Source organism: Cellulomonas sp. H30R-01, assembly GCF_010119915.1.
Taxonomy (GTDB): domain Bacteria; phylum Actinomycetota; class Actinomycetes; order Actinomycetales; family Cellulomonadaceae; genus Cellulomonas; species Cellulomonas algicola.
On sequence record NZ_CP048210.1, the window covers coordinates 3,360,250 to 3,379,198 of the forward strand.

Here is an 18,949-nt window from a genome sequence, read left to right on the forward strand (position 1 = left end):
GCACCCGGGGTCAGCCAAGCACGGACGCGACGTCGCCGCGCGCGACGCACCTGGCCCCGCGCGACGTCGTCCGTCGTCAGGTGGTCCGGCGGCGGACCACCAGACGCAGCGCGGCGCCGCCGACGAGGAGCCCGAGGGCGAGCGCGACGAGCGCGACGGCGGACGCACCGGTCGTGGCGAGGGCGGCGTCACCGCCCCCGGCGCCCGCGTCCGGGACGGTCGGGTCGACGGGTACCGGCGGCTGCGGCGGGTCGGGCGGGTCGACCGGGGGCGCGTAGACGTTGAGCGCGGCGCACGTGACGTCCGCCCCCTCGTCGACGATCACGACGTCGCCCAGCACGGTCGCGCTGTCGCAGGTCCAGCTGGCGAACCGGTAGTCGGCGGGACCGTCGAGCCCCTCGGCCAGCCGGTACACGCCCGGCACGACGGGGATCGAGCGGACCGCGGTGCTGCCTCCCGGACCCCGCCACGTGCCCGTCGGGCCGGTCGCGACGAGCGTGAAGTCCGCCGGCTGCGCGGTGCCGCCGACGACGACCTTCTGGAGCGTGAGCGTCCCGCCGATCCACGTGTTGGTCGCGGTGCAGGTCACCTCGTCGTTGGCAGCGAGGTCGACGGTCCGGTCGACGACGGGATGGTCGGGCCCGCAGTCCCACGCGTCGAGGTCGTACCCGCGGCCGGCGACGTCGGTCCGTGCGACCTCCGCGAGCGTGTACGTGCCCGGCGCGACGACCCCCGTCGCCCCGGCGCTGCCGGACGTGCCGCTGAACGACGAGCCACCCGGCGACGACGCGACCAGCGTCCAGTCCTGCGCCGCGGCCGGTCCGCCGTCGACGGACTTCGCGAGCGTGAGCTGCGCACCCGCCCAGCGGTTCGTGACGGTGCAGGTCACGTCGTCGCCGAGGGCGAGCGTGATCGACCCGTCGGCGGCGACGGGCACGGTCCCGCCGGACGCGTCGACGCACGTCCACCCCTGCGAGACGTAGTTCGTCAGCCCGATCTCGGTGAGCCGGTACGTGCCGGCGCCGACGGGCACGTCGGTGACGGTCACGCTGCCGGTGCTGCCGACGAGCAGGCCCCCGCTGCCGATGGCGAGCAGCACGAACGCGGACGGCTGCGCGGGACCACCGCCGCGGTTGTCCAGGGTCTTGACGAGCGTGAGCTCCGGGGCCACGTCGGAGTTGACGATCGCGCACCGCACGTCGTCGGTGAACGGCGACCCGTCGGCACCCGTCGCGGGGACGACGAGCACGCCGTCGGGCGCGTCGACGAACGCGCCGCCGGCCTGGCAGATCCAGTCGGACGCCTCGTAGCCGGGTGTCGTCGCGGGCGACTCCGCGAGCTGGTAGGTGCCCGGGGTGATCGCGACGCGCGTGACCGCGGGCGTGCCGGTGGTGCCGCTGAACGACGTGGGCCCGGTCGCCGAGAGGGTCCACTGCGACGCGGTCGCGGTGCCGCCCGCGTCGTTGGCGACGAGCTTGGTGAGCGTGAGGTGCGGCTGCGTGGCGACGTTGGTGACGGTGCACGTGACGTCGTCCCCGGCGGCGAGGGTCACGACGTCGCCCGCGATCGGGGCGGCGCCGCACGTCCAGCCGGACGCGGTGAACCCGGCGATCGTGGACTCCCCCAGCGTGTAGGCGCCGGCGGGCACCGGCACGCGGGTGGCGGCGGGAGACCCGCTGACGCCCGAGACGGTCGCCTCCGGACCCGTGGCGGTGAGCGTCCACGCCGCGGGCGGGGCGCTGCTGCCCTCGACCTCCTTGACGAGGGTCAGGAACGCGCCGGACCACGTGTTCACGACGGTGCAGACGACGTCGGCGGGCTGGTCGACGGTCACGACGTCGGCCGCGACGGTGGCGCCGTCGCAGGTCCACGGGCCTGCGGTGTACCCGGGCGGCCCGTCCTCGGACAGCGCCCACGACGAGCCCACGTCGACGGCCTGCCGCGTGACGGCGGGCGAGCCTGCGGGCCCGCTGAGGACGACGCCGTCCGGCGCGTCCACGGCGGTCAGCGTGAAGTCGCCGGGGAGCGCGGTGCCGCCGGCACGGTTGTCGACGACCTTGGCGAGCGTGAGGCTGCCGCGCTCGATGGTGTTGGTGATCGTGCAGGTGACGTCCGCGCCGGCGGTGATCTCGACCGTGCCGGTCGCACCGCCGCCCCCGCCGTCGCACACCCACCCCGACGCGGTGTAGTTGGTCGGCCCGGACTCGGCGAGCGCGTACGTCCCGGCGGGCACCTGCGCGCCGGTCACCGCGGGACCGCCCGAGACGCCCGAGACGCCCGACACCGTGACGGGTCCTGTCGCGCTGAGGGTCCACGCCTGCGGGATCAACGACCCGCCCACGGCCTGCTTGACCAGCGTGAGCGTTCCGCCGGTCCACGTGTTGGTGACGGTGCAGACCGCGTCGCCGTCGCCGTCGGCGAGCGTGAGCGTGCTGCCGCTGACGGTCCCCGCGGTGCACGACCACGCCGACGCCGTGTACCCGGCCTGGGCGGCGGGCGTCGTGGGCGTCTCCGCGAGCGTGTACGTGCCGGACGGGACGGGCACCTCGGTGACGGTCGGCGAGCCGGACACGCCCTCGACGGTGCCGGGCGGGCCCGTCCCGGACAGCAGGAAGTCCGCGGTCGTGGCCGGGCCGCCGACGACCTCCTTGCGCAGGGTGACGAGGTGCGGCGTCGGCTGCGACCGCGAGTTGGTGATCACGCACTCGACGTCCTGGGCGAGCGACACCACGACGCTCGACGGGCCGGTCTGCGTGCCGCCGGTGCAGACCCAGTCGCCCGCGGTGTACCCCGACGGGCCGCCGGTCTCGGAGAGCTGGTACTCGCCGATCCGCACGGGTCCGCTCGCGGCGCCCGGGCCGGTCACGGTCGTGGGGCCCTGGGCGGTGAGGTTCCACGCGCTGGGCGACGCCGGACCGCCCGTCACGACCTTGCGGAGCGTGAGGCTCGGCTGGATCGCGTCGTTGCGGACCGTGCACGTGAGCGTGCCGTCGGCGGGGACGGTGACGGTCGGCGTGGGGTCGGTGAACGTGCCCGCCGCCCCGCAGTCCCAGCTCACGAACGCGTACCCGGGCACACCGCCGGACTCGCTGATCGTGTAGTCGCCCGCGGGCACGACGAGCGACTGGACCCCGTTGAGGCCGTTGCCGGTGAACGTGTACGCGGGGTCCTCGGTGTTCACCGCGGTCATCGTCCACAGCTCGCGGCGCCCCTCGCTCGCGCCCGTGTCGAGGTTCTCGATGCGCTTGAACAGCGACAGCCGTCCGGTGACGTCGGGGTCGACCGCGGCCGCGGCGGGGGCGACCGCGCCCAGCACCGCGAGGACCGCGAGCAGCACGGTGGACGCGACGGGAACGGCAGGGCGACGCACGGTTCCTCCCCCGCGGGCCGTGGCCGGCGCCGGACCCGCCCGTGCCCCATGCCGGACACGTCCTGTCGACTGTCACACGGACGGGCGCGCTTCACGACCCGGGGCGCGCGCGACGTCGCTACGACCGGGGCAGCACGACGCGGACCACGCGGGGCGTCCGCACGGTCCGCGTCGCGAGGCCGTCACTCGTACGCGACGGCGTCCAGCACCTTGAGCCGGGCGGCGCGGATCCCGGGCCACAACGCGGCCAGCACGCCGACGACGACGGCCAGCGCGACCATCCCGCCGAGGTTCGCCCACGGCACGGCGAGCTCCGACAGCCCGTCGTCCGCGTACACGGTCGGCATCGTCGCGGCCAGCGCGACGCCGACCGCGAGGCCGAGCACGGTCCCGAACACCGCGGTCAGCACCGACTCGATCGTCACCGTCCCGGCGAGCTGCAGGCGCCCGAGCCCGACGGCCCGCAGCAGCCCGATCTCCCGCGTCCGCTCGATCACGGACAGCGCGAGGGTGTTGACGATGCCGAGGACCGCGATGACGACGGACAGGCCGAGCAGCGCGTAGAGGATCACGAGCAGCTGGTCGACCTGGGCCGCGAGGTTCGACACGAACTCGTCGCGCGTCAGCACGGACACGACGACGTAGGGCGCGACGACGTCCGCGACGGCGTCCTGCAGCTCGGTCGCGCTGACCCCGGCGGCCGCGGTCACGAGGATCGTGTCGACCTGCTGCTGCTCGCGGGGCACGAGCGTGTCGAGCACCTGCTGGTCGACCACGAGCGGCGCCCCGAGGACGTTCGTCGTGAAGACCGCCACGACGGACAGGTCCTGCGGCCCCGCGGCGCCGGCGACGGTCAGGTCGTCGCCGACCTGCCAGCCGTGCTGGTCCGCGGCGGCCTCCGTGACGGCGACCTGCCCCGCGTCGAGCGCCTCGAGCGCGGCGAGCGACCCGTCGACGAGCTCGACCTCGACGGACCGGCCGAGCGTGCCGTCGGCGAGGCCGATCACGTAGTCGACCGCGGGCTCCTCGCCCGGCCCGGAGACGGCGAGCGGCGCGAACGCGACCGCGTCCGAGGTGCCGGCCTCGGGCAGCGCGGCGACCTCGTCGACGGCCCCGGACGGGATGACCATGGTCGCCGAGCGGACCACGACGTCGGCGTTCGTCTGCGCCTCGACGACGCCCGTCACGGACTGCTGCGCCGACACCGCGATGACGGAGACCGCCCCCACGAGCGCCATGCCGATCATGAGCGCGCCCGCCGTGTTCGCGGTGCGGCGTGGGTTGCGCACGACGTTGCCGCGCGCGAGCCGGCCGACGGGCCGCAGCAGCCGCACGAACGGCCACGCGAGGACGCCCACGGCGGCGCGCGCGACGACGGGCGACAGCATGAGCACCCCGACGAGCACGGCGCCCGCGCCGACGCCGAGCAGCGTCTCGGCGGCGTCCTCCTCCGGCCGGGTCAGGGCCAGGGCGAGGGCGGTGACGCCGAGCGCGCCGATCGCGAGGCCGCCGACGGCACGCCAGCGCAGCGACCGCTCGGGCACCGCGACGTCGTCGCGCATGGCCTCGACGGGCGGCACGAGCGCGGCCCGGCGGGCGGGCAACGCGGCCGCGAGCACGCTCACGGCGGTCCCGACGACGAGCGACACGACCACCGTCGTCGCGTCGACGGGGATGTCGCCGACCAGGTCCATGCCGATCGACCCGAGCACGACGCGCAGCCCCGACACCAGGGCCAGACCGCCCGCGACGCCGAGCGCCGACCCCAGCAGCCCGACGACGGCCGCCTGCACGAGCACCGACGCGAACACCTGCAGCGGGGACGCCCCGACGGCCCGCAGCAGCGCGAGCTCGCGCATGCGCTGCCGGACGGACATCGCGAACGTGTTGGAGATGATGAACGCGCCGACGAACAGCGCGATGCCCGCGAAGACCAGCAGGAACGTCGTGATGAAGCCGAGCTGGGACGCGATGTCGGCCTTGCTGTCGGCGCGCAGCGCGTCGCCCGTGACGACCTCGAGGCCGTCGCCCGCGAAGGGTGCGAGACGCTCGGCGAGCTGCTCGGGCGTCGTGCCGTCGGCCGCGTACACGGCGATCTCGTTCACGCCGCCGCCGTCGGGCGACAGCACGTCGAGCGCGGTCTGCTGGTCGACCAGCACGATCGTCGCGCCGGCCATCGGCCCGCCGAGGTCGACGCGTCCGACGATCTCGACCTCGGTCACCTCACCGCCGAGCACGGCCGTCGTGGTGTCGCCGACGGACAGCCCGGACGACTCGAGCGTCGCCGTCTCGAGCGCCACCTCGCCCGTGCGCTCCGGCCCGCGCCCCTCCACGACGTGGAGCGACGGGTCGTCGGGCACGTAGTTGAGGGCGAGGCTGGGCGCCTGCGTGGACTGCACCGCGGTCCCGTCGGCGCCGACCAGGACGATCGTGCCCGACAGGCCGCCGATCGCGTGCGCGACGCCGTCGACCGCGGCGACCTCGTCGACGAGCTCGAGCGGCACGCTCTGCGCGGTCGTGGTGCCCATGACGACGGACGCGTCGTCGGGCTGGTCGACGCGCACGTACGCGTCGGCGGGCGCGGCGGCGTCGACGATCCCGTCGAAGGTGCCCGACAGCATGGTCCGCAGCGCGAACGTGCCCGCGACGAACGCGACCCCGAGCGCGACGGCGAGCAGCGAGAGCAGGAACCGCACGAGGTGCGCGCGGATCCCGCGGAGCGCGACGCGGCCCATCAGAGCGCGGCGGGGGACGACGTCGCCACGGGAGCGGCGGACGCGGCGGACGCGGCGGGAGCGGCGGGCTCGGTCGACCGTGCCGGGCGAAGCGCCGCGAGAGCGGCGAGCACCGACTCGGTCGTGGGGTCGACGACCTCGCCGACCAGGCGCCCGTCGGCCAGGAACAGCACGCGGTGCGCGTACGACGCGGCCGTCGGGTCGTGCGTGACCATGACGACGGACTGCCCGAGCTCGTCGACGGACCGGCGCAGGAAGCCGAGCACCTCGGCCGACGACGTGGAGTCGAGGTTGCCCGTGGGCTCGTCGGCGAACACGACGGCGGGCCGCGAGACGAGGGCGCGCGCGCACGCCACGCGCTGCTGCTGCCCGCCCGAGAGCTCGGACGGCTTGTGGTCGAGGCGGTCCTCGAGCCCGACGGCGCGCACGACGGTGTCGAGGTGCGCGCGGTCGACGGGACGCCGCGCGATGTCGAGCGGCAGCGTGATGTTCTCGAGCGCCGTCAGGGTGGGGACCAGGTTGAACGCCTGGAAGACGAACCCGAGGCGGTCGCGGCGCAGCCGGGTGAGCTTCCGCTCGTTCATGCCGGAGACCTCGAGGCCGTCCACGACGACCGTCCCCGCGTCGGTGCGGTCGAGCCCCGCCATGCAGTGCATGAGCGTCGACTTGCCCGACCCGGAGGGGCCCATGATCGCGGTCAGCTCGCCGCGGCCGAAGTCGACGTCGACGCCCGCGAGCGCGTGCACCGCCGTGTCGCCCCTGCCGTACGTCTTGACCAGCCCGCGCGCGCTCGCGATCGGGGTCGTGTCCCTCGCCATGTCCTCCGCCTCTCACCGCACGTCGTCCGACGTCCGTGCTCACCTCACGGCACGCCGACGCGTGCCCGCCACGGACGATGGTCCTCGTGCGGCGGGGTCGGGGACATCGGTGACGTCCCTGGTCAGGCCCTGGTCGGACCCTGAGCGGCGTCGGGCGTGCCCCCGGGGGCGGACCCCGGGCCGACGTCGCCGGTGCGCGCGGCCGGCCGGTACGGCTCCTCCCGGACGGCGTGCGCGACGACGAGCTTCAGCACCATCACAGGTCCGAACCACGCGAGGCCCTCGGGCGTTCCCGCGATGGGGGCCGCGACGAGCGCGACGGTCGCGAACCCGAGCGCGACGGGCCGCTCGAGGTAGGCGGGGACGGACCGGACGACGACGACGCCCGCGACCGGCACGAGGTACCACCACAGCGCCCACACCCAGGTCACGTCGGGCACGACCACGGCGAGGACGAACGGGTGGACGTGCAGCGCGGTGAACGCGACAGGGTCGTGCAGCACGCGGTCGAGCCGGGTCACGGGCGGCGCGAGCGGGGAGTGGTACAGCCGCTTGGCGGAGCCGAGGGCGTTGGCCGCGACGCCGCCGGTCACGTCGACCGCGACGAGCAGCACGACGACCCACGTGAGCCAGGGCCAGTCGTCGGGTGCGGTGAGCACCAGGACGCCGACCGCGAGCGCCGTCGTCGCCCACACGACTCCGCGCTCGGCGCGCGTCGCACCGGTGCCGAACAGCCAGTCGCGCGGGCCCGGCGGGACCACCCAGTCGACGGGTGCGGCGCGGGTGGCGCGCGCCGAGGTCGCCTCGTCCATCCGTCCGTCCTCTCCCCCTGTCCGTCCACCCTGCGCCGTCGTGGGCCGGTCGTCCACGTGTGGGCCGTTGGCGCAGGTCACGACGGTTCGTCGCGGTTGTCCTCGGCCGGACGGGTGGCGCGGCGTGTGACGTGGGTCGTTGAAGGTTCAAAATCCGCGCGCGAGACCGGACGCTTGTCCAGGTCCCCGAAGAAATCGAGGGTCTGATCCCCGACGAAAGCTGTGGCCCCCTCATGCCCACCGGCCCCCTGGCCCCGTCCGCGCCCCCCACCGGGGCCCGCCGGCCGGCCCGACGCACGACCGCCCTCGCGGTGCTCGTCGCGCTCCTCCTCGCCCCCCTCACGGCCCTCGGCCTCGCGAGCCCTGCGGCCGCCGCGACGGTGCGCGCCTTCACGCCCGTGTTCTCCGCGAACACCAACGGCGACATCCTCGTGGCGGCCAACACGCTCATGACGTGCAACGCCACCTCGGGCACCAACTACACGAACTGCGCCGCCGCGCGCGCGTCGAGCGTCAACCAGGCGTACTCCAACAACGACTTCACCGCGCAGTTCGTCAACGACGACGCGGACGCCTCGACGTTCAACGCGTCGAGCGCGACGCTCACCGTGCCCGAGAACGGCTCCGTGCTGTTCGCGGCCCTCGTCTGGGGCGGGCGCACCGAGACCGCGAACGCGACCTGGTCGAACTCGGCCCTCCGCGGGAACGTCAAGCTCAAGGTCCCGGGCTCCGCGACGTACCGCGACCTCACGGCCAGCCAGGTCGACGTCAACACGTCGGACAACGGATACCAGTCGTACCTCGACGTCACGGGCCTCGTCGCGACCGCGGGCAGCGGCGTGTACACGGTCGCGAACGTCCAGTCGACGACGGGCACGACCGACGACTACGCCGGCTGGTCGCTCGTCGTCGCAGTCGCGGACCCGGCCGCGCCGGCCCGCAACCTCACGGTGTTCACCGGCTTCGGCTCCGTCGCGTCGGGCAACGGCATGCCGACGTTCACCGTGAGCGGCTTCCTCACGCCGCCGAGCGGGCCCGTGAAGACGACGCTCGGGGCCGTGACCTACGAGGGCGACATGGGCCTCACCGGTGACGCGTTCCGCCTCAACTCGACGACGATCTCCGACGCGCTCAACCCCGCGACCAACCCGTTCAACTCGTCGATCAGCCGGCACGGCGTCGCGGTGCCCGGCCGCTCGCCGTCGTACAGCAACCAGCTCGGCTTCGACGCCGACCTGTTCAACGCCGACGGGATCCTGCCGAACGGCGCGACGAGCGCGAACCTCACCCTCACCACGGGCGGCGAGACGTTCTACCCGGGCGTCGTCACGTTCGCGACCGAGCTGTACGACCCGAAGCTGCTCGGCGTGAAGAGCGTCGAGGACGTCAACGGCGGGCTCGTCGAGCCCGGCGACGTGCTGCGCTACACGGTCCCCGTGCAGAACATCGGCCTCGACACCGCGTCCGACTCGCGCTTCTTCGACGCGATCCCGACGGGCACCACCTACGTGCCGGGCTCGCTCGTCGTCGACACCGTCCGGCAGACCGACGCGGCGGGCGACGGCGACGTCGGCCACTACGACGGCTCGCAGAACGGCCACGTGATCGCCTACCTCGGCTCGGGCGCGACCTCCGTGCACGGCGGCGACGTCCCCGTCTCGGCGTCCGGGTCCACCGCGCAGCACACCGTCGTCTTCGACGTCCGCGTGAACGCCGACGCCCGCGACACCCAGAAGATCGTCAACTCGGCGGCCATGACGTACCGCGGCGCGACCACGTACGCCGCAGCGGCGTCCGCGTCGAACGTGCTGCTCAACCCGGTCGTCACCACGCCCCTGCCGGGCCTCAACCGGCCGCCGGTGGCACAGCCGCACGTCCTGACGTTCACGCCCGGGCCCTCGCAGCGCCGGCTCGACATCGACGTGCTCGCGAACGACAGCGACCCCGACGGGGACGTGCTGACGGTCGTCGCCGTCACCGACACCGCGGGCGGCACCGCCGAGATCCTGCCCGACGGCCGGATCCGCTACACGCCGCGCGACGACTTCGCCGGTCGTGACGTGTTCACCTACACGATCCAGGACCCGGGCGGCTACCGCGCGACCACGTCGGTGCAGATCGAGGTGCTCAACACCGCGCCGAACGCCGTCGCGGACGTCGCGACGACCCGCGGCGGGACACCCGTGGACGTCGACGTGCTCGTCAACGACACCGACCCCAACGGCGACACGCTGCGCCTGCGGTCCGCCGGACCGACGAGCGCCAACGGCGGCACGGTCACCGTCCTCGACGGCGACACCGTGACCTACACACCGCGCGCCGGCTTCAAGGGCACGGACACGTTCGAGTACGTCGTCGAGGACTCGCGCGGCCTGACCGACACGGCCGTCGTGACCGTCACGGTCACGAACAACGCGCCCGTCGCGGTCGCGGACTCCTACACCGTCAACACGGGCGCCACGCGGTCGATCTCGGTGCTGGCCAACGACACCGACGCCGACGGCGACCCGCTCACCGCGGTCCTCGTCACCGGTCCGGCGCACGGCACGCTGACGCTCAACCCGAACGGCACCGGCACGTACACGCCGAGCGGCTCGTACCGCGGGACGGACTCGTTCACCTACCGGGTGTCCGACGGCACCGCGCAGTCGACCGTCGTCACGGTCACCTTCACCGTCAACGGCGCACCGACAGCCGGCGACGACACCGCGACAGTCGCGGCCGGCCAGACGTCGGTCGACGTCGACGTCCTGACGAACGACGCGGACGCCGAGGGCGACCTCACGGTCACCGTGACCGGCGCCCCCGCGCACGGCACGACCGCCGTGCAGGCCGACGGCACCGTCCGGTACACGCCGAGCACCGGCTGGGCGGGCACCGACCGGTTCACCTACACGGTGACCGACGAGGGCGGGCTCACGGACACCGCGGAGGTCGTCGTGACCGTCGCGAACACCCCGCCGGTCGCCGTCGACGACACCGCCAGCACCGCGACGAACACGTCGGCGAGCCACGTCGCCGTGCTCGCCAACGACACCGACGTGAACGTCACCGCCGGGGTCCCCGGGCAGTCGCTGCGCATCGTCTCCGCGACCGCGGACCGCGGCACGGTCGACGTCGAGACCGACGGGACGCTGAGCGTCCACCCGCCGACCGGCTTCTCCGGCACGATCGTCGTGACCTACACGGTCGGCGACGGCGCGGGCGGCACCGACGTCGGCGAGCTCCGCGTGACCGTCGCCAACGGCTCGCCGTCCGCGGTCGCCGACGGCCCCGTCACCACGCCGACCGACCGGTCCGTGCTGGTCGACGTGCTCGACAACGACACCGACCCGAACACGGCCGACGTGCTGTCGATCGTCCCGGGCTCGGTCACGACGCCCCGCGACTCCGGCGGCACCGCCCGCGGCACGGCCGCGATCGAGAACGGCGAGGTCCGCTACACGCCGCCGACCGGCTGGGCCGGCACCGTGACGTTCACCTACGACGTCACCGACGGCGACGTGACGGCCACCGGCACGGTCACCGTGACCGTCGCCAACGCCGCGCCCGTCGCGGTCGACGACACCGCCTCCACGGCGTCCGGCACGCCCGTCACCGTGGACGTGCTCGGCGACGACACCGACGCGAACATCCCGGGCACCGACCAGGTGCTCGTCGTCACCGGTGCCACCGCCGACAACGGTGCGACAGTCGTCGTCGAGACCGACGGCCGCCTGACCGTCACGCCGGCCGCGGGCTTCGCGGGCGACGTCACCGTCACCTACACCGTGTCCGACGGTGCGGGCGGCACGGACACCGGGACGCTCGTCGTCACCGTCGCCAACGCGGCACCCGTCGCCCCCGCGGTCACCGGGACGACCCCGTACGCGACGCCCGTCGAGCTGGACCTGCTGGACGGCGTCACCGACGCCAACGGCGACCCGCTCACCGTGACGGTCGGCACCCCCACCGGCGCCGACGGCACCACGCGCGGCACCGTGACCGTCACGAACGGCGTCGCGACCTACACCCCGCCCGCCGGGTTCTCCGGCACCGTGACCTTCACCTACACCGTCGACGACGGGACCGACACGACCACCGCCACGGTGACCGTCACCGTCGGGAACGCCGCACCGGTCGTCGTGAAGGCCCCCTCGGGCGGCACGAAGGTCACGACCGGCACGGGCACCTCGGTGACGATCGACGTCCTCGCCGACGTCACCGACCCCGACGGCGGCACGGTCACCGTCGTCGACGTCACGCAGCCGTCGTCCGGCGTCGTGGCGATCGTCGACGGCAAGCTCGTCTACACCCCGGCGCCCGGCTTCACGGGCACCGTGACCTTCACCTACACGGTGGTCGACGACCAGGGCGCCCGCACCACGGGCACCGTCACGGTCGAGGTGGTCGACGGGCGCGCGGCGCTCGCCACGACCGGCGCGGAGGTCGCGACCGTCGGCGGGGCCGCGCTCCTGCTCCTCGCCCTCGGCGCGACGCTGGTCGCCGTGCGGCGTCGCCGGGCGGTCACGACCGCCTGACGCCTCGACGCCGACACCATCGGAGCCCGGTCCCCCAGGGGGCCGGGCTCCGGTGCGTCGGGCCGCCGGCGGTCGCGGCGGTGCGGTCAGCCGTCGGCCGTCGCGAGCGCGTCGTCGACGCCGGTCTCGCGCGGGCCGCCGAGCGCGGGCGGGCGGGACGTCGCGGCGTCCCACGCCGCACGCAGCGACGCCGGCACCTCCCGGACCCGGTACACGACGGCCTTCGCGGGCTCGACGCTCGCCGCCGACACCCCGACCCCCGTCACGTCGATCCCCGCCTCGCGGCAGGAGAAGAGCATGCGGCGCAGGTGGTAGCTCTGCGTGACGACGACGGCCTGCTCGACGCCGAACACGTCGTGCGCGCGCACGCACGTGTCGTGCGTGTCGAGCCCGGCGTGATCCCGCACGATGCGACCCGCGGGGACGCCCCGGTCGACGAGCCAGTCGCGCATCGCGGTCGGCTCGTCGTGCCAGCGCGTGCTGTTGTCGCCGCTCACGAGCACCACCTGGACCGTGCCGCGCGCGTAGAGGTCCGCGGCCGCGTCGAGGCGACGCCGCAGGTACGTCGACGGGCTGCCGTCGGGCCGCAGCCCCGCCCCCGGGACGATGACGACGGGCGTGTCCGCGACGTCCTCGACCGACGCGCGGACGGCCGACTGCCCGACGCCCTGCACGACGAGGAACGTCCCGAGCACGGCCGCGCCGAGCACGCCCGCGCCCACCGTCACCAGCCTCCGCACCCTCGCCACGGCGGCGATGCTAAGCCGGGCGCAGTCGCCGCGTCGGCGAAACCCGCGACATCGCCACGAGATCGCGACATCCGGGTCACTCCCCGTGGCGAGAGCGTCCACTCGCGACCGGTCCTGCGCGGGCGCGTCCGGCGGCCGGGCGCGCGGGGCCGTCGAGCGGGAGCGACCAGACGTCAGGTCATCGGGGCGCGCGGGGCCGTCGAGCGGAAGCGACCGGACGTCAGGTCAGCGGGGCGCGCCAGGTCCTCGAGCGGGTCAGGGCGACCGCGTCCAGCGAGCCGAGCGGACCCTCGACCGAGCGGCGACGGTCCGCCGCCTCCGCGGGCAGCCACACCGCGGCGTCCGGGTGCAGCGGGAGCACGCGCACCGACACGCGGTCCCCCTCGGCGCCGGGCAGCACGTCGAGGTCGACGTCCCACGGCGTCCCGTCCCAGAACCGGTCGGCCACGACGCGACCGTCGACGAGCAGCTGCGCGACGTCCCCCGCCCACGCGACGTGCAGGTGCCGGACGGTCCCGTCGACGGGCACGCCGACGTCGGCGAGCCGGTGCTCGGCGGAGAGCTCCGCGACCCGGTCCGCCGAGGGCGCCGACGCCCGACCCTCGTGCGCGCCGTACGACACCGCGGGCTCGCCTACGGCGCGCACCGCCGTCGTCACGACCGCGACGGCCCCGACGGCCCCCGCCGCGACGTCACCGACAGCATCCGCGGACCCGTCGTCGGCGGCCCGGCCCGTCCCCGCACGCACGTCGAGCCGCTGCCAGCCGTCCGGGGTCCACCGCTGCACGAGGGGCAGCGACGACGCACGCACGACGACCTCGTCGTCCTCGAGCCACAGCGGTTCGGCGCTGCGCAGCAGCACCCGACCGTCGGGCCCGTCGAGCACCCACACGCGATCGGCGTCGGCGGCACCGAGGACGAGCACCCGTCCGCCCGCGGCGCCCGCGTGAGCCGCGCGGTCCGCGTCGTCCGCGTGGGCCGCGCGCCCCCGAGGCGCGTGCAGCACGACGACGCCCCCCGTCCTCTCGTCGAGCGCACGGACACCGGGCGCGACGGTCCAGCCGTCGCCGGACACGCGCACGTCGGGGTCGACGACGACCTCGACCGGCACCCCGGCCGACGCGAGGAGCACGAGCGTCCCGTCGGGCAGCGTCGTGAGCGCGGAGGCCGTGGCCCAGCGCAGCCGCACCGGCACGCCGCCGGCCGCCGTGACGTCGAGCCCGAACGGCCAGCGCGCGAGCGTGCCCGCGGGCACGTCGGTCGGCCGCGACGGCAGCACGACCGGCCCGGACGGCAGGTCGACCTGCACCTGCACGCCGCGCAGCGTGGGCAGCGGGACGTGCGGCTGGTGCCAGACGACGAAGACGAACCCGGTGCCGTCGGCCTCGCGCACCGACCAGCGCAGCGTCGCGCTGTCGTCGACGCCCGACGGCAGCACGTCGGGCAGCGTCGAGGGCATGGTCGCGAGCACCGGCCCGAACGCCGCGAGGAACGCGTGCTGCGTGCGCAGGGCCGCGTGCGAGGGCGCGAGGAGCCCGGCGGCGCCGACCGGGGCGTGGAAGTCGTAGTCGTACGACGGCAGGTCGTTCGGGTAGCCGGTCGCGTGCGACTCCTGCAGGTCCGGGCCGGGGTTCGAGCCGCCCGCGTACATGTAGTAGCCCTGCCACGCGGACCCGGACGCGACCTTGCCGTGCGCGACGGCCGCCACGTCGAGCGCCGACGGCACGGGACGCCGGTGGTACGTCGTGGCCATGCCACCGCCGAGCTCGCACGTCGCGGGCGGGAACGCGGTGTCGCGGTCGACGGTCGGCGCGCCCTCCTCGCCGCGGACGTCGGCGCCGATCCCGGGGTCGTCCCACGTGTGCGACACCTGGTAGTGCGCGCGGAAGGTGTCGTGCCACCCGGCGTCGGCGTCCACCCAGAACCCGTCGCCGTACCCGCCGTACAGCGGCAGCACCTCGCCCGCGGGCAGCTGTGCGCCGCCCCACGCCGTCGCGGTCCACAGCGGCGCGCTCAGCCCGGCCTCCCGGGCCAGCCGCTTGAGCGTCGCGAGGTGACCGGGCTGGTCGTAGAGCTCGTTGTCGAGCTGGATGCCGAGCACCGGACCGTCCGGCCCGCACAGCGCGCCGAGCTCGACGCCGAGCCGCCCGAACCACCCGCGCACCAGGTCGAGGTAGCCGGGGTCGTCGGTGCGGTGCCGCACGGGCGCGTCCTGCACCCAGTCGGGGAACCCGCCGTTGCGCACCTCGCCGTGGCACCACGGCCCGATCCGCAGCACGACGCGCAGCCCCTCCTCCGCGCACGTGCGCACGAATGCCGCGACGTCGAGGCCGTCGTCGAACCGCGCCGCGCCGCGCACGGGCTCGTGGTGGGCCCAGATCACGTACGTCGCGACGACGTCGACGCCGCCCGACCGCACGAGCCGCAGCGTCTCGCGCCACCGCGACCGCGGGACGCGGGAGTAGTGGACCTCGCCCGACACGGGGATCCAGGGCGTGCCGTCGCGCTCGAGCCACCGCGACGTCAGCGCGAGCCCGGGCCGCACGTCCTCGTCGTTCGCCATCGCCGGCCGGGTGAGCGGCTCCGACCAGCCGGTGGGGCGCACGCGCGGGAGGTGGTCGGGCACGGAGAGGCTCCTCGTCGTCGGGGGTCGCCGGCCTGTCGGGCGTCCGCCGGCGCCCCACTCTCGCACGTTCCGACGCCCGACTGTGCACGGTCCCACACCGGTCGGCCCGCGTGTCCTCCGCGCCTGCCCGGCCGGTCCGGCGCGAGCGACGCCGTCCGCAGGGCCCGGTCGTCCGCCGCCCGCGCGCAGGTCAGCCGGCGACCGTGCTCGCGTGCGCGCCCGCGAGCGCGAGGTCGAGGTCCGCGAGGATCTCCCGGCACCGCGCGACGTCCCACGGCGTCCCGGCGAGCTCGAACTCGAACAGCACCGGCCGCCCGGACCGTGCCGCGATCTCGCGGCAGGCCATCTGGTAGTGCGTGCCGAAGTTGCGGTTGCCCGACCCCATGACGCCGACCAGCGCACGCCGGTTGACGGGCGAGCGCAGGAACCGCCGCACCCCCTCGGGGATCGTGTCGTTCGCCGGGTTGCCCGTCTTGTAGGACGGGGTGAGGAGCACCCACGGCCCGTCGACCTCGGACAGCCGGTGCTGCCGCTCCGCGAGGTTGCGCACGGGCCGGTCCAGCCGCTCGGCGAACGTCCGCACGAGGCCCGACGTCGACGAGTAGTAGTAGACGGGCGTCTGCCGCGCGCCCTCGTCCTGCGTCGCACCCGGGTCCGTCGTCACGTCGTCATGCTCGCCCGCACAGCGGCGCGGGACGTAGGACCCAGGGCCCGGGCACCCACCGCCGAGACCGGCTGCAGGCGACGGCGACGCGCCGCGAGACGGCGGGTATTCGACTGGCCCCCCGCGTCGCGACGTGCCCACGATGCGAACGTGCTCACCCTGAACCAGATCCGCGCGCTGCGCCGGACGGTCGACGACGCGTGGCGCTCGCCCGTCGCCGACGCGGTCGCGGCCGCGTGGGGAGCGCCCGCCGGGTCGGCGCTGCTCTGGCGGTCGTCGGCGTCGCACGTCGTCGTGGTCCCGGGTGGGGTGCGGGGCGTCGACCGGCCCGTCTACCTGCGGTTCGTGCCCGAGTCCGCCGACGGCGCCCGCGGCTTCGCCCGCGGCACCCTGCTGCACGCCCGCCTGTCCGCCGACCACGCCGACGTCGCCGCGCTCGTCCCGTCGTCGTCCGGCCGCCTGCTCGAGCGCGTCGCGACCCCGCTGGGCGACGTCCTCGCCGCCGCGGTGCGCCGGGTCGACGGGGACGAGACGGACGTCGACGACCTCACGCCCGACCTCGCCGCCGCATGGGGCCGGGGGCTCGCCCGCTTCCACGCCGCGGCCGCCCGGCACGCCGACGTCGTCGACACCGCACCCGCTCCCCCGCTCGCCGCGCTGCTCGACGACGCCGACGACGCGCTCGCCACCGCCGCGGCCGCGCTCACCCGCACCCTGCGCGACGTGCCACCGGCGCCGCTCGTCGTCGGGCACGGCGACCACGAGCTCGACAACCTGCGCTGGCGCGGCTGGCGGCCCGTGTGCTTCGACCTCGACGAAGCCGCCCGACGACCGGCCGCCGCCGACGTCGCCTCCGCGGTCCGCGACCTGCTCGGCGCCGACCCGACCACGCCCGCGCACCCCGACCTGCTCGACGCGTTCCTCGACGGGTTCGCCCGGACGTCAGGGACCGTCGTCACGCCGCACGCGCTGCTGCCGCACGTCGCCGCCCTGGCCGCGTCCCATGTCGTCGACGTGCGACGCGTGCTCGACCTCCCGCCCGACGACCTCGTCGACCCCGCCGACTCCCCCTGGCTGCCCGACCTCGCCGACCGCCTCCGCGCCCACGCGGCGACGCAGCGCGGGATCCTCCTCGCCGCGACCCGCGCCCTCGCCTGACCCTCCGGCGAGGGACTTCGGCACCCGCGCAGGAGTCGAACGGAGAGGTCGCTAGACCGCCGCCGGGGTGCTGCCGCGCAGGATCGACGTCATCTTCTTGCCGCGCGCGACCTCGTCCACGAGCTTGTCCATGTACCGGATCTTCTGCATGAGCGGGTCCTCGATCTCCTCGACCCGGTACCCGCAGATCAGGCCCGTGATGAGCGACGCGTTCGGGTTGAGCCCGGGCGCCCGCGCGAAGAACTCCTCCAGGGTCCGCTCGTCGGCGACCGCCTCCCGCAGCCCGGCGTCGTCGTACCCCGTGAGCCACGTGACGACCTGGTCGACGTCCTCGCGGGACCGGCCCTTGCGCTCGACCTTCTCCACGTACAGCGGGTAGATGCTCGCGAAGCTCATCCCGAAGATCCGGTGCCCGGCCATGTCGCTCGCCCTCCGTCGTCACGCGCGGCGCCGTGCCGGCCCCGTCGTCCCTGCGGCCAGTATCCCGCCCGCGCCCGCCGCGGTCAGGAGCGTCGGCGCGGCCAGTCGAGCATGACGAACAGGTCCCGCTCACCCGGGCGCCCTTCGAGCAGCGCCCGCGCGAGCGCCGGCTCGCCCGCCTGCTCGCAGGACCACAGCTCGAAGTCGACGACCTGCGACCACGCGGGCGGCAGGTAGCCGAGCACCGTCGTGCCGCGCACGACCTTCACGACGTCGTGCTCGGTGCGCGCGAGCACCACGGCGAACCCGCGGTCCGGGGTGCGCGACGGTGCCCGCGTCGGCTCCTCGACGAACCCGCGGACCCGCACGGGCACGCGGCCACCGCTCGACGGCACGAGGCGGCCGGGCAGGTCGGTCGGGGGCGACCAGTGCATGGCGGGAACCTACTCCTCGACGCCGTCGCCGTCGCCGGGGACCGTCGGGACGGTCGCGGAGCACGTGGTCAGGCGGGTGCCGTCGACCAGCACGTCGACGTCGACGGTCCCGGCGCTCGCGCCCTCGAGGGGGATCCTCGTCCACCCCGACGTCACGTCGACGCCGCTCTCCGCCGTCCCACCGGCCGTCGTGGTGCGGACCGCCAGCTGGCGCGACGGGTCCGCCGACGACGCGACGTCCCGCCACGACAGCTCGAGCGCGACGGTCGTGGGCCCGTCGTCGCGACCACATCGAGCACGGCGTCGACGCGGTCGTCTTCAGCGCCGGGTACGGCGACGGCGGCTACCCGACCTTCCTCGGGTACGACGCCGACGGCGTCGTCGTGAGCGCCGTGTCATACGGCGGCGTCCTGCCGTGGGCGCTGAGCGGTCTGCCGGGGACACCGCCGGACGAGCCCGGCATCTGACATCCGCCGCGGGCACGGCACCCTCCGGGGACGACGACGTCCCGGAACGACGAAGCCCGCCCCACCGTGGCGGTGGAGCGGGCTTGCTGTGCGCCCGGAGGGACTCGAACCCCCAACCTTCTGATCCGTAGTCAGATGCTCTATCCATTGAGCTACGGGCGCGTGACCCTCGCGGG

13 protein-coding genes and 1 tRNA gene are annotated in these 18,949 nt (G+C 75.1%); 3 read left to right on the forward strand and 11 right to left on the reverse strand.

The genetic code is table 11. The features are described from left to right. Positions 1–76: 76 nt before the first annotated feature. The 4 genes from GXP71_RS15035 to GXP71_RS15050 form a co-directional block, all read right to left on the reverse strand. Positions 77–3,370, reverse strand: coding sequence for a hypothetical protein (locus tag GXP71_RS15035; protein WP_162353308.1), 3,294 nt, complete (start codon positions 3,368–3,370; stop codon positions 77–79). 182 nt (positions 3,371–3,552) lie between these two features. Then, positions 3,553–6,105 (reverse strand): ABC transporter permease, encoded by a 2,553-nt coding sequence (locus GXP71_RS15040; RefSeq protein WP_162353309.1) that lies wholly within the window; start codon positions 6,103–6,105, stop codon positions 3,553–3,555. Beyond that, positions 6,105–6,923, reverse strand: coding sequence for an ABC transporter ATP-binding protein (locus GXP71_RS15045; RefSeq protein ID WP_162353310.1), 819 nt, complete (start codon positions 6,921–6,923; stop codon positions 6,105–6,107). The genes GXP71_RS15040 and GXP71_RS15045 overlap by 1 nt, the downstream gene beginning before the upstream one ends. A 122-nt stretch (positions 6,924–7,045) precedes the next feature. Next, positions 7,046–7,735, reverse strand: coding sequence for a hypothetical protein (locus tag GXP71_RS15050; RefSeq protein WP_124341948.1), 690 nt, complete (start codon positions 7,733–7,735; stop codon positions 7,046–7,048). A gap of 233 nt (positions 7,736–7,968) precedes the next feature. Between GXP71_RS15050 and GXP71_RS15055 the strand changes: the two genes are divergently transcribed. Further along, positions 7,969–12,255 (forward strand): S-layer family protein, encoded by a 4,287-nt coding sequence (locus tag GXP71_RS15055; RefSeq protein WP_162353311.1) that lies wholly within the window; start codon positions 7,969–7,971, stop codon positions 12,253–12,255. Positions 12,256–12,341: 86 nt separating this feature from the next. Here GXP71_RS15055 and GXP71_RS15060 read toward each other — a convergent pair whose 3' ends face one another. The 3 genes from GXP71_RS15060 to nrdI form a co-directional block, all read right to left on the reverse strand. Further along, the gene (locus GXP71_RS15060; protein ID WP_238402438.1) at positions 12,342–13,004 is read right to left on the reverse strand and encodes a vancomycin high temperature exclusion protein; all 663 of its coding nucleotides are present in this window, start codon (positions 13,002–13,004) and stop codon (positions 12,342–12,344) included. Between the two features lie 220 nt (positions 13,005–13,224). Then, positions 13,225–15,630 (reverse strand): beta-galactosidase, encoded by a 2,406-nt coding sequence (locus GXP71_RS15065; protein WP_162353312.1) that lies wholly within the window; start codon positions 15,628–15,630, stop codon positions 13,225–13,227. Between the two features lie 190 nt (positions 15,631–15,820). After that, positions 15,821–16,294, reverse strand: a complete 474-nt coding sequence (gene nrdI / locus GXP71_RS15070; RefSeq protein ID WP_162353313.1) for a class Ib ribonucleoside-diphosphate reductase assembly flavoprotein NrdI — start codon at positions 16,292–16,294, stop codon at positions 15,821–15,823. A 150-nt stretch (positions 16,295–16,444) separates the two neighbouring features. Between nrdI and GXP71_RS15075 the strand changes: the two genes are divergently transcribed. Next, the gene (locus tag GXP71_RS15075) at positions 16,445–17,452 is read left to right on the forward strand and encodes an aminoglycoside phosphotransferase (RefSeq protein ID WP_162353314.1); all 1,008 of its coding nucleotides are present in this window, start codon (positions 16,445–16,447) and stop codon (positions 17,450–17,452) included. A 51-nt stretch (positions 17,453–17,503) separates the two neighbouring features. Here GXP71_RS15075 and GXP71_RS15080 read toward each other — a convergent pair whose 3' ends face one another. The 3 genes from GXP71_RS15080 to GXP71_RS20415 form a co-directional block, all read right to left on the reverse strand. Further along, positions 17,504–17,872, reverse strand: coding sequence for a DUF2200 domain-containing protein (locus tag GXP71_RS15080; RefSeq protein WP_124341953.1), 369 nt, complete (start codon positions 17,870–17,872; stop codon positions 17,504–17,506). Positions 17,873–17,955: 83 nt separating this feature from the next. Beyond that, entirely contained in the window at positions 17,956–18,306 is a 351-nt protein-coding gene (locus tag GXP71_RS15085; protein WP_162350970.1) for a hypothetical protein, read from the reverse strand. A 9-nt stretch (positions 18,307–18,315) separates the two neighbouring features. Continuing rightward, a complete protein-coding gene (locus GXP71_RS20415; protein WP_235843352.1) occupies positions 18,316–18,462 on the reverse strand; it encodes a hypothetical protein in 147 nt (48 codons plus the stop codon). Positions 18,463–18,596: 134 nt separating this feature from the next. Here GXP71_RS20415 and GXP71_RS20675 point away from each other — a divergent pair, with 134 nt between their 5' ends. Continuing rightward, a complete protein-coding gene (locus tag GXP71_RS20675; RefSeq protein WP_370521018.1) occupies positions 18,597–18,773 on the forward strand; it encodes a DUF4241 domain-containing protein in 177 nt (58 codons plus the stop codon). An 89-nt stretch (positions 18,774–18,862) separates the two neighbouring features. Here the strand turns inward: GXP71_RS20675 and GXP71_RS15095 are convergent. Next, a tRNA-Arg gene (locus tag GXP71_RS15095) sits at positions 18,863–18,935 on the reverse strand. Positions 18,936–18,949: the final 14 nt, after the last annotated feature.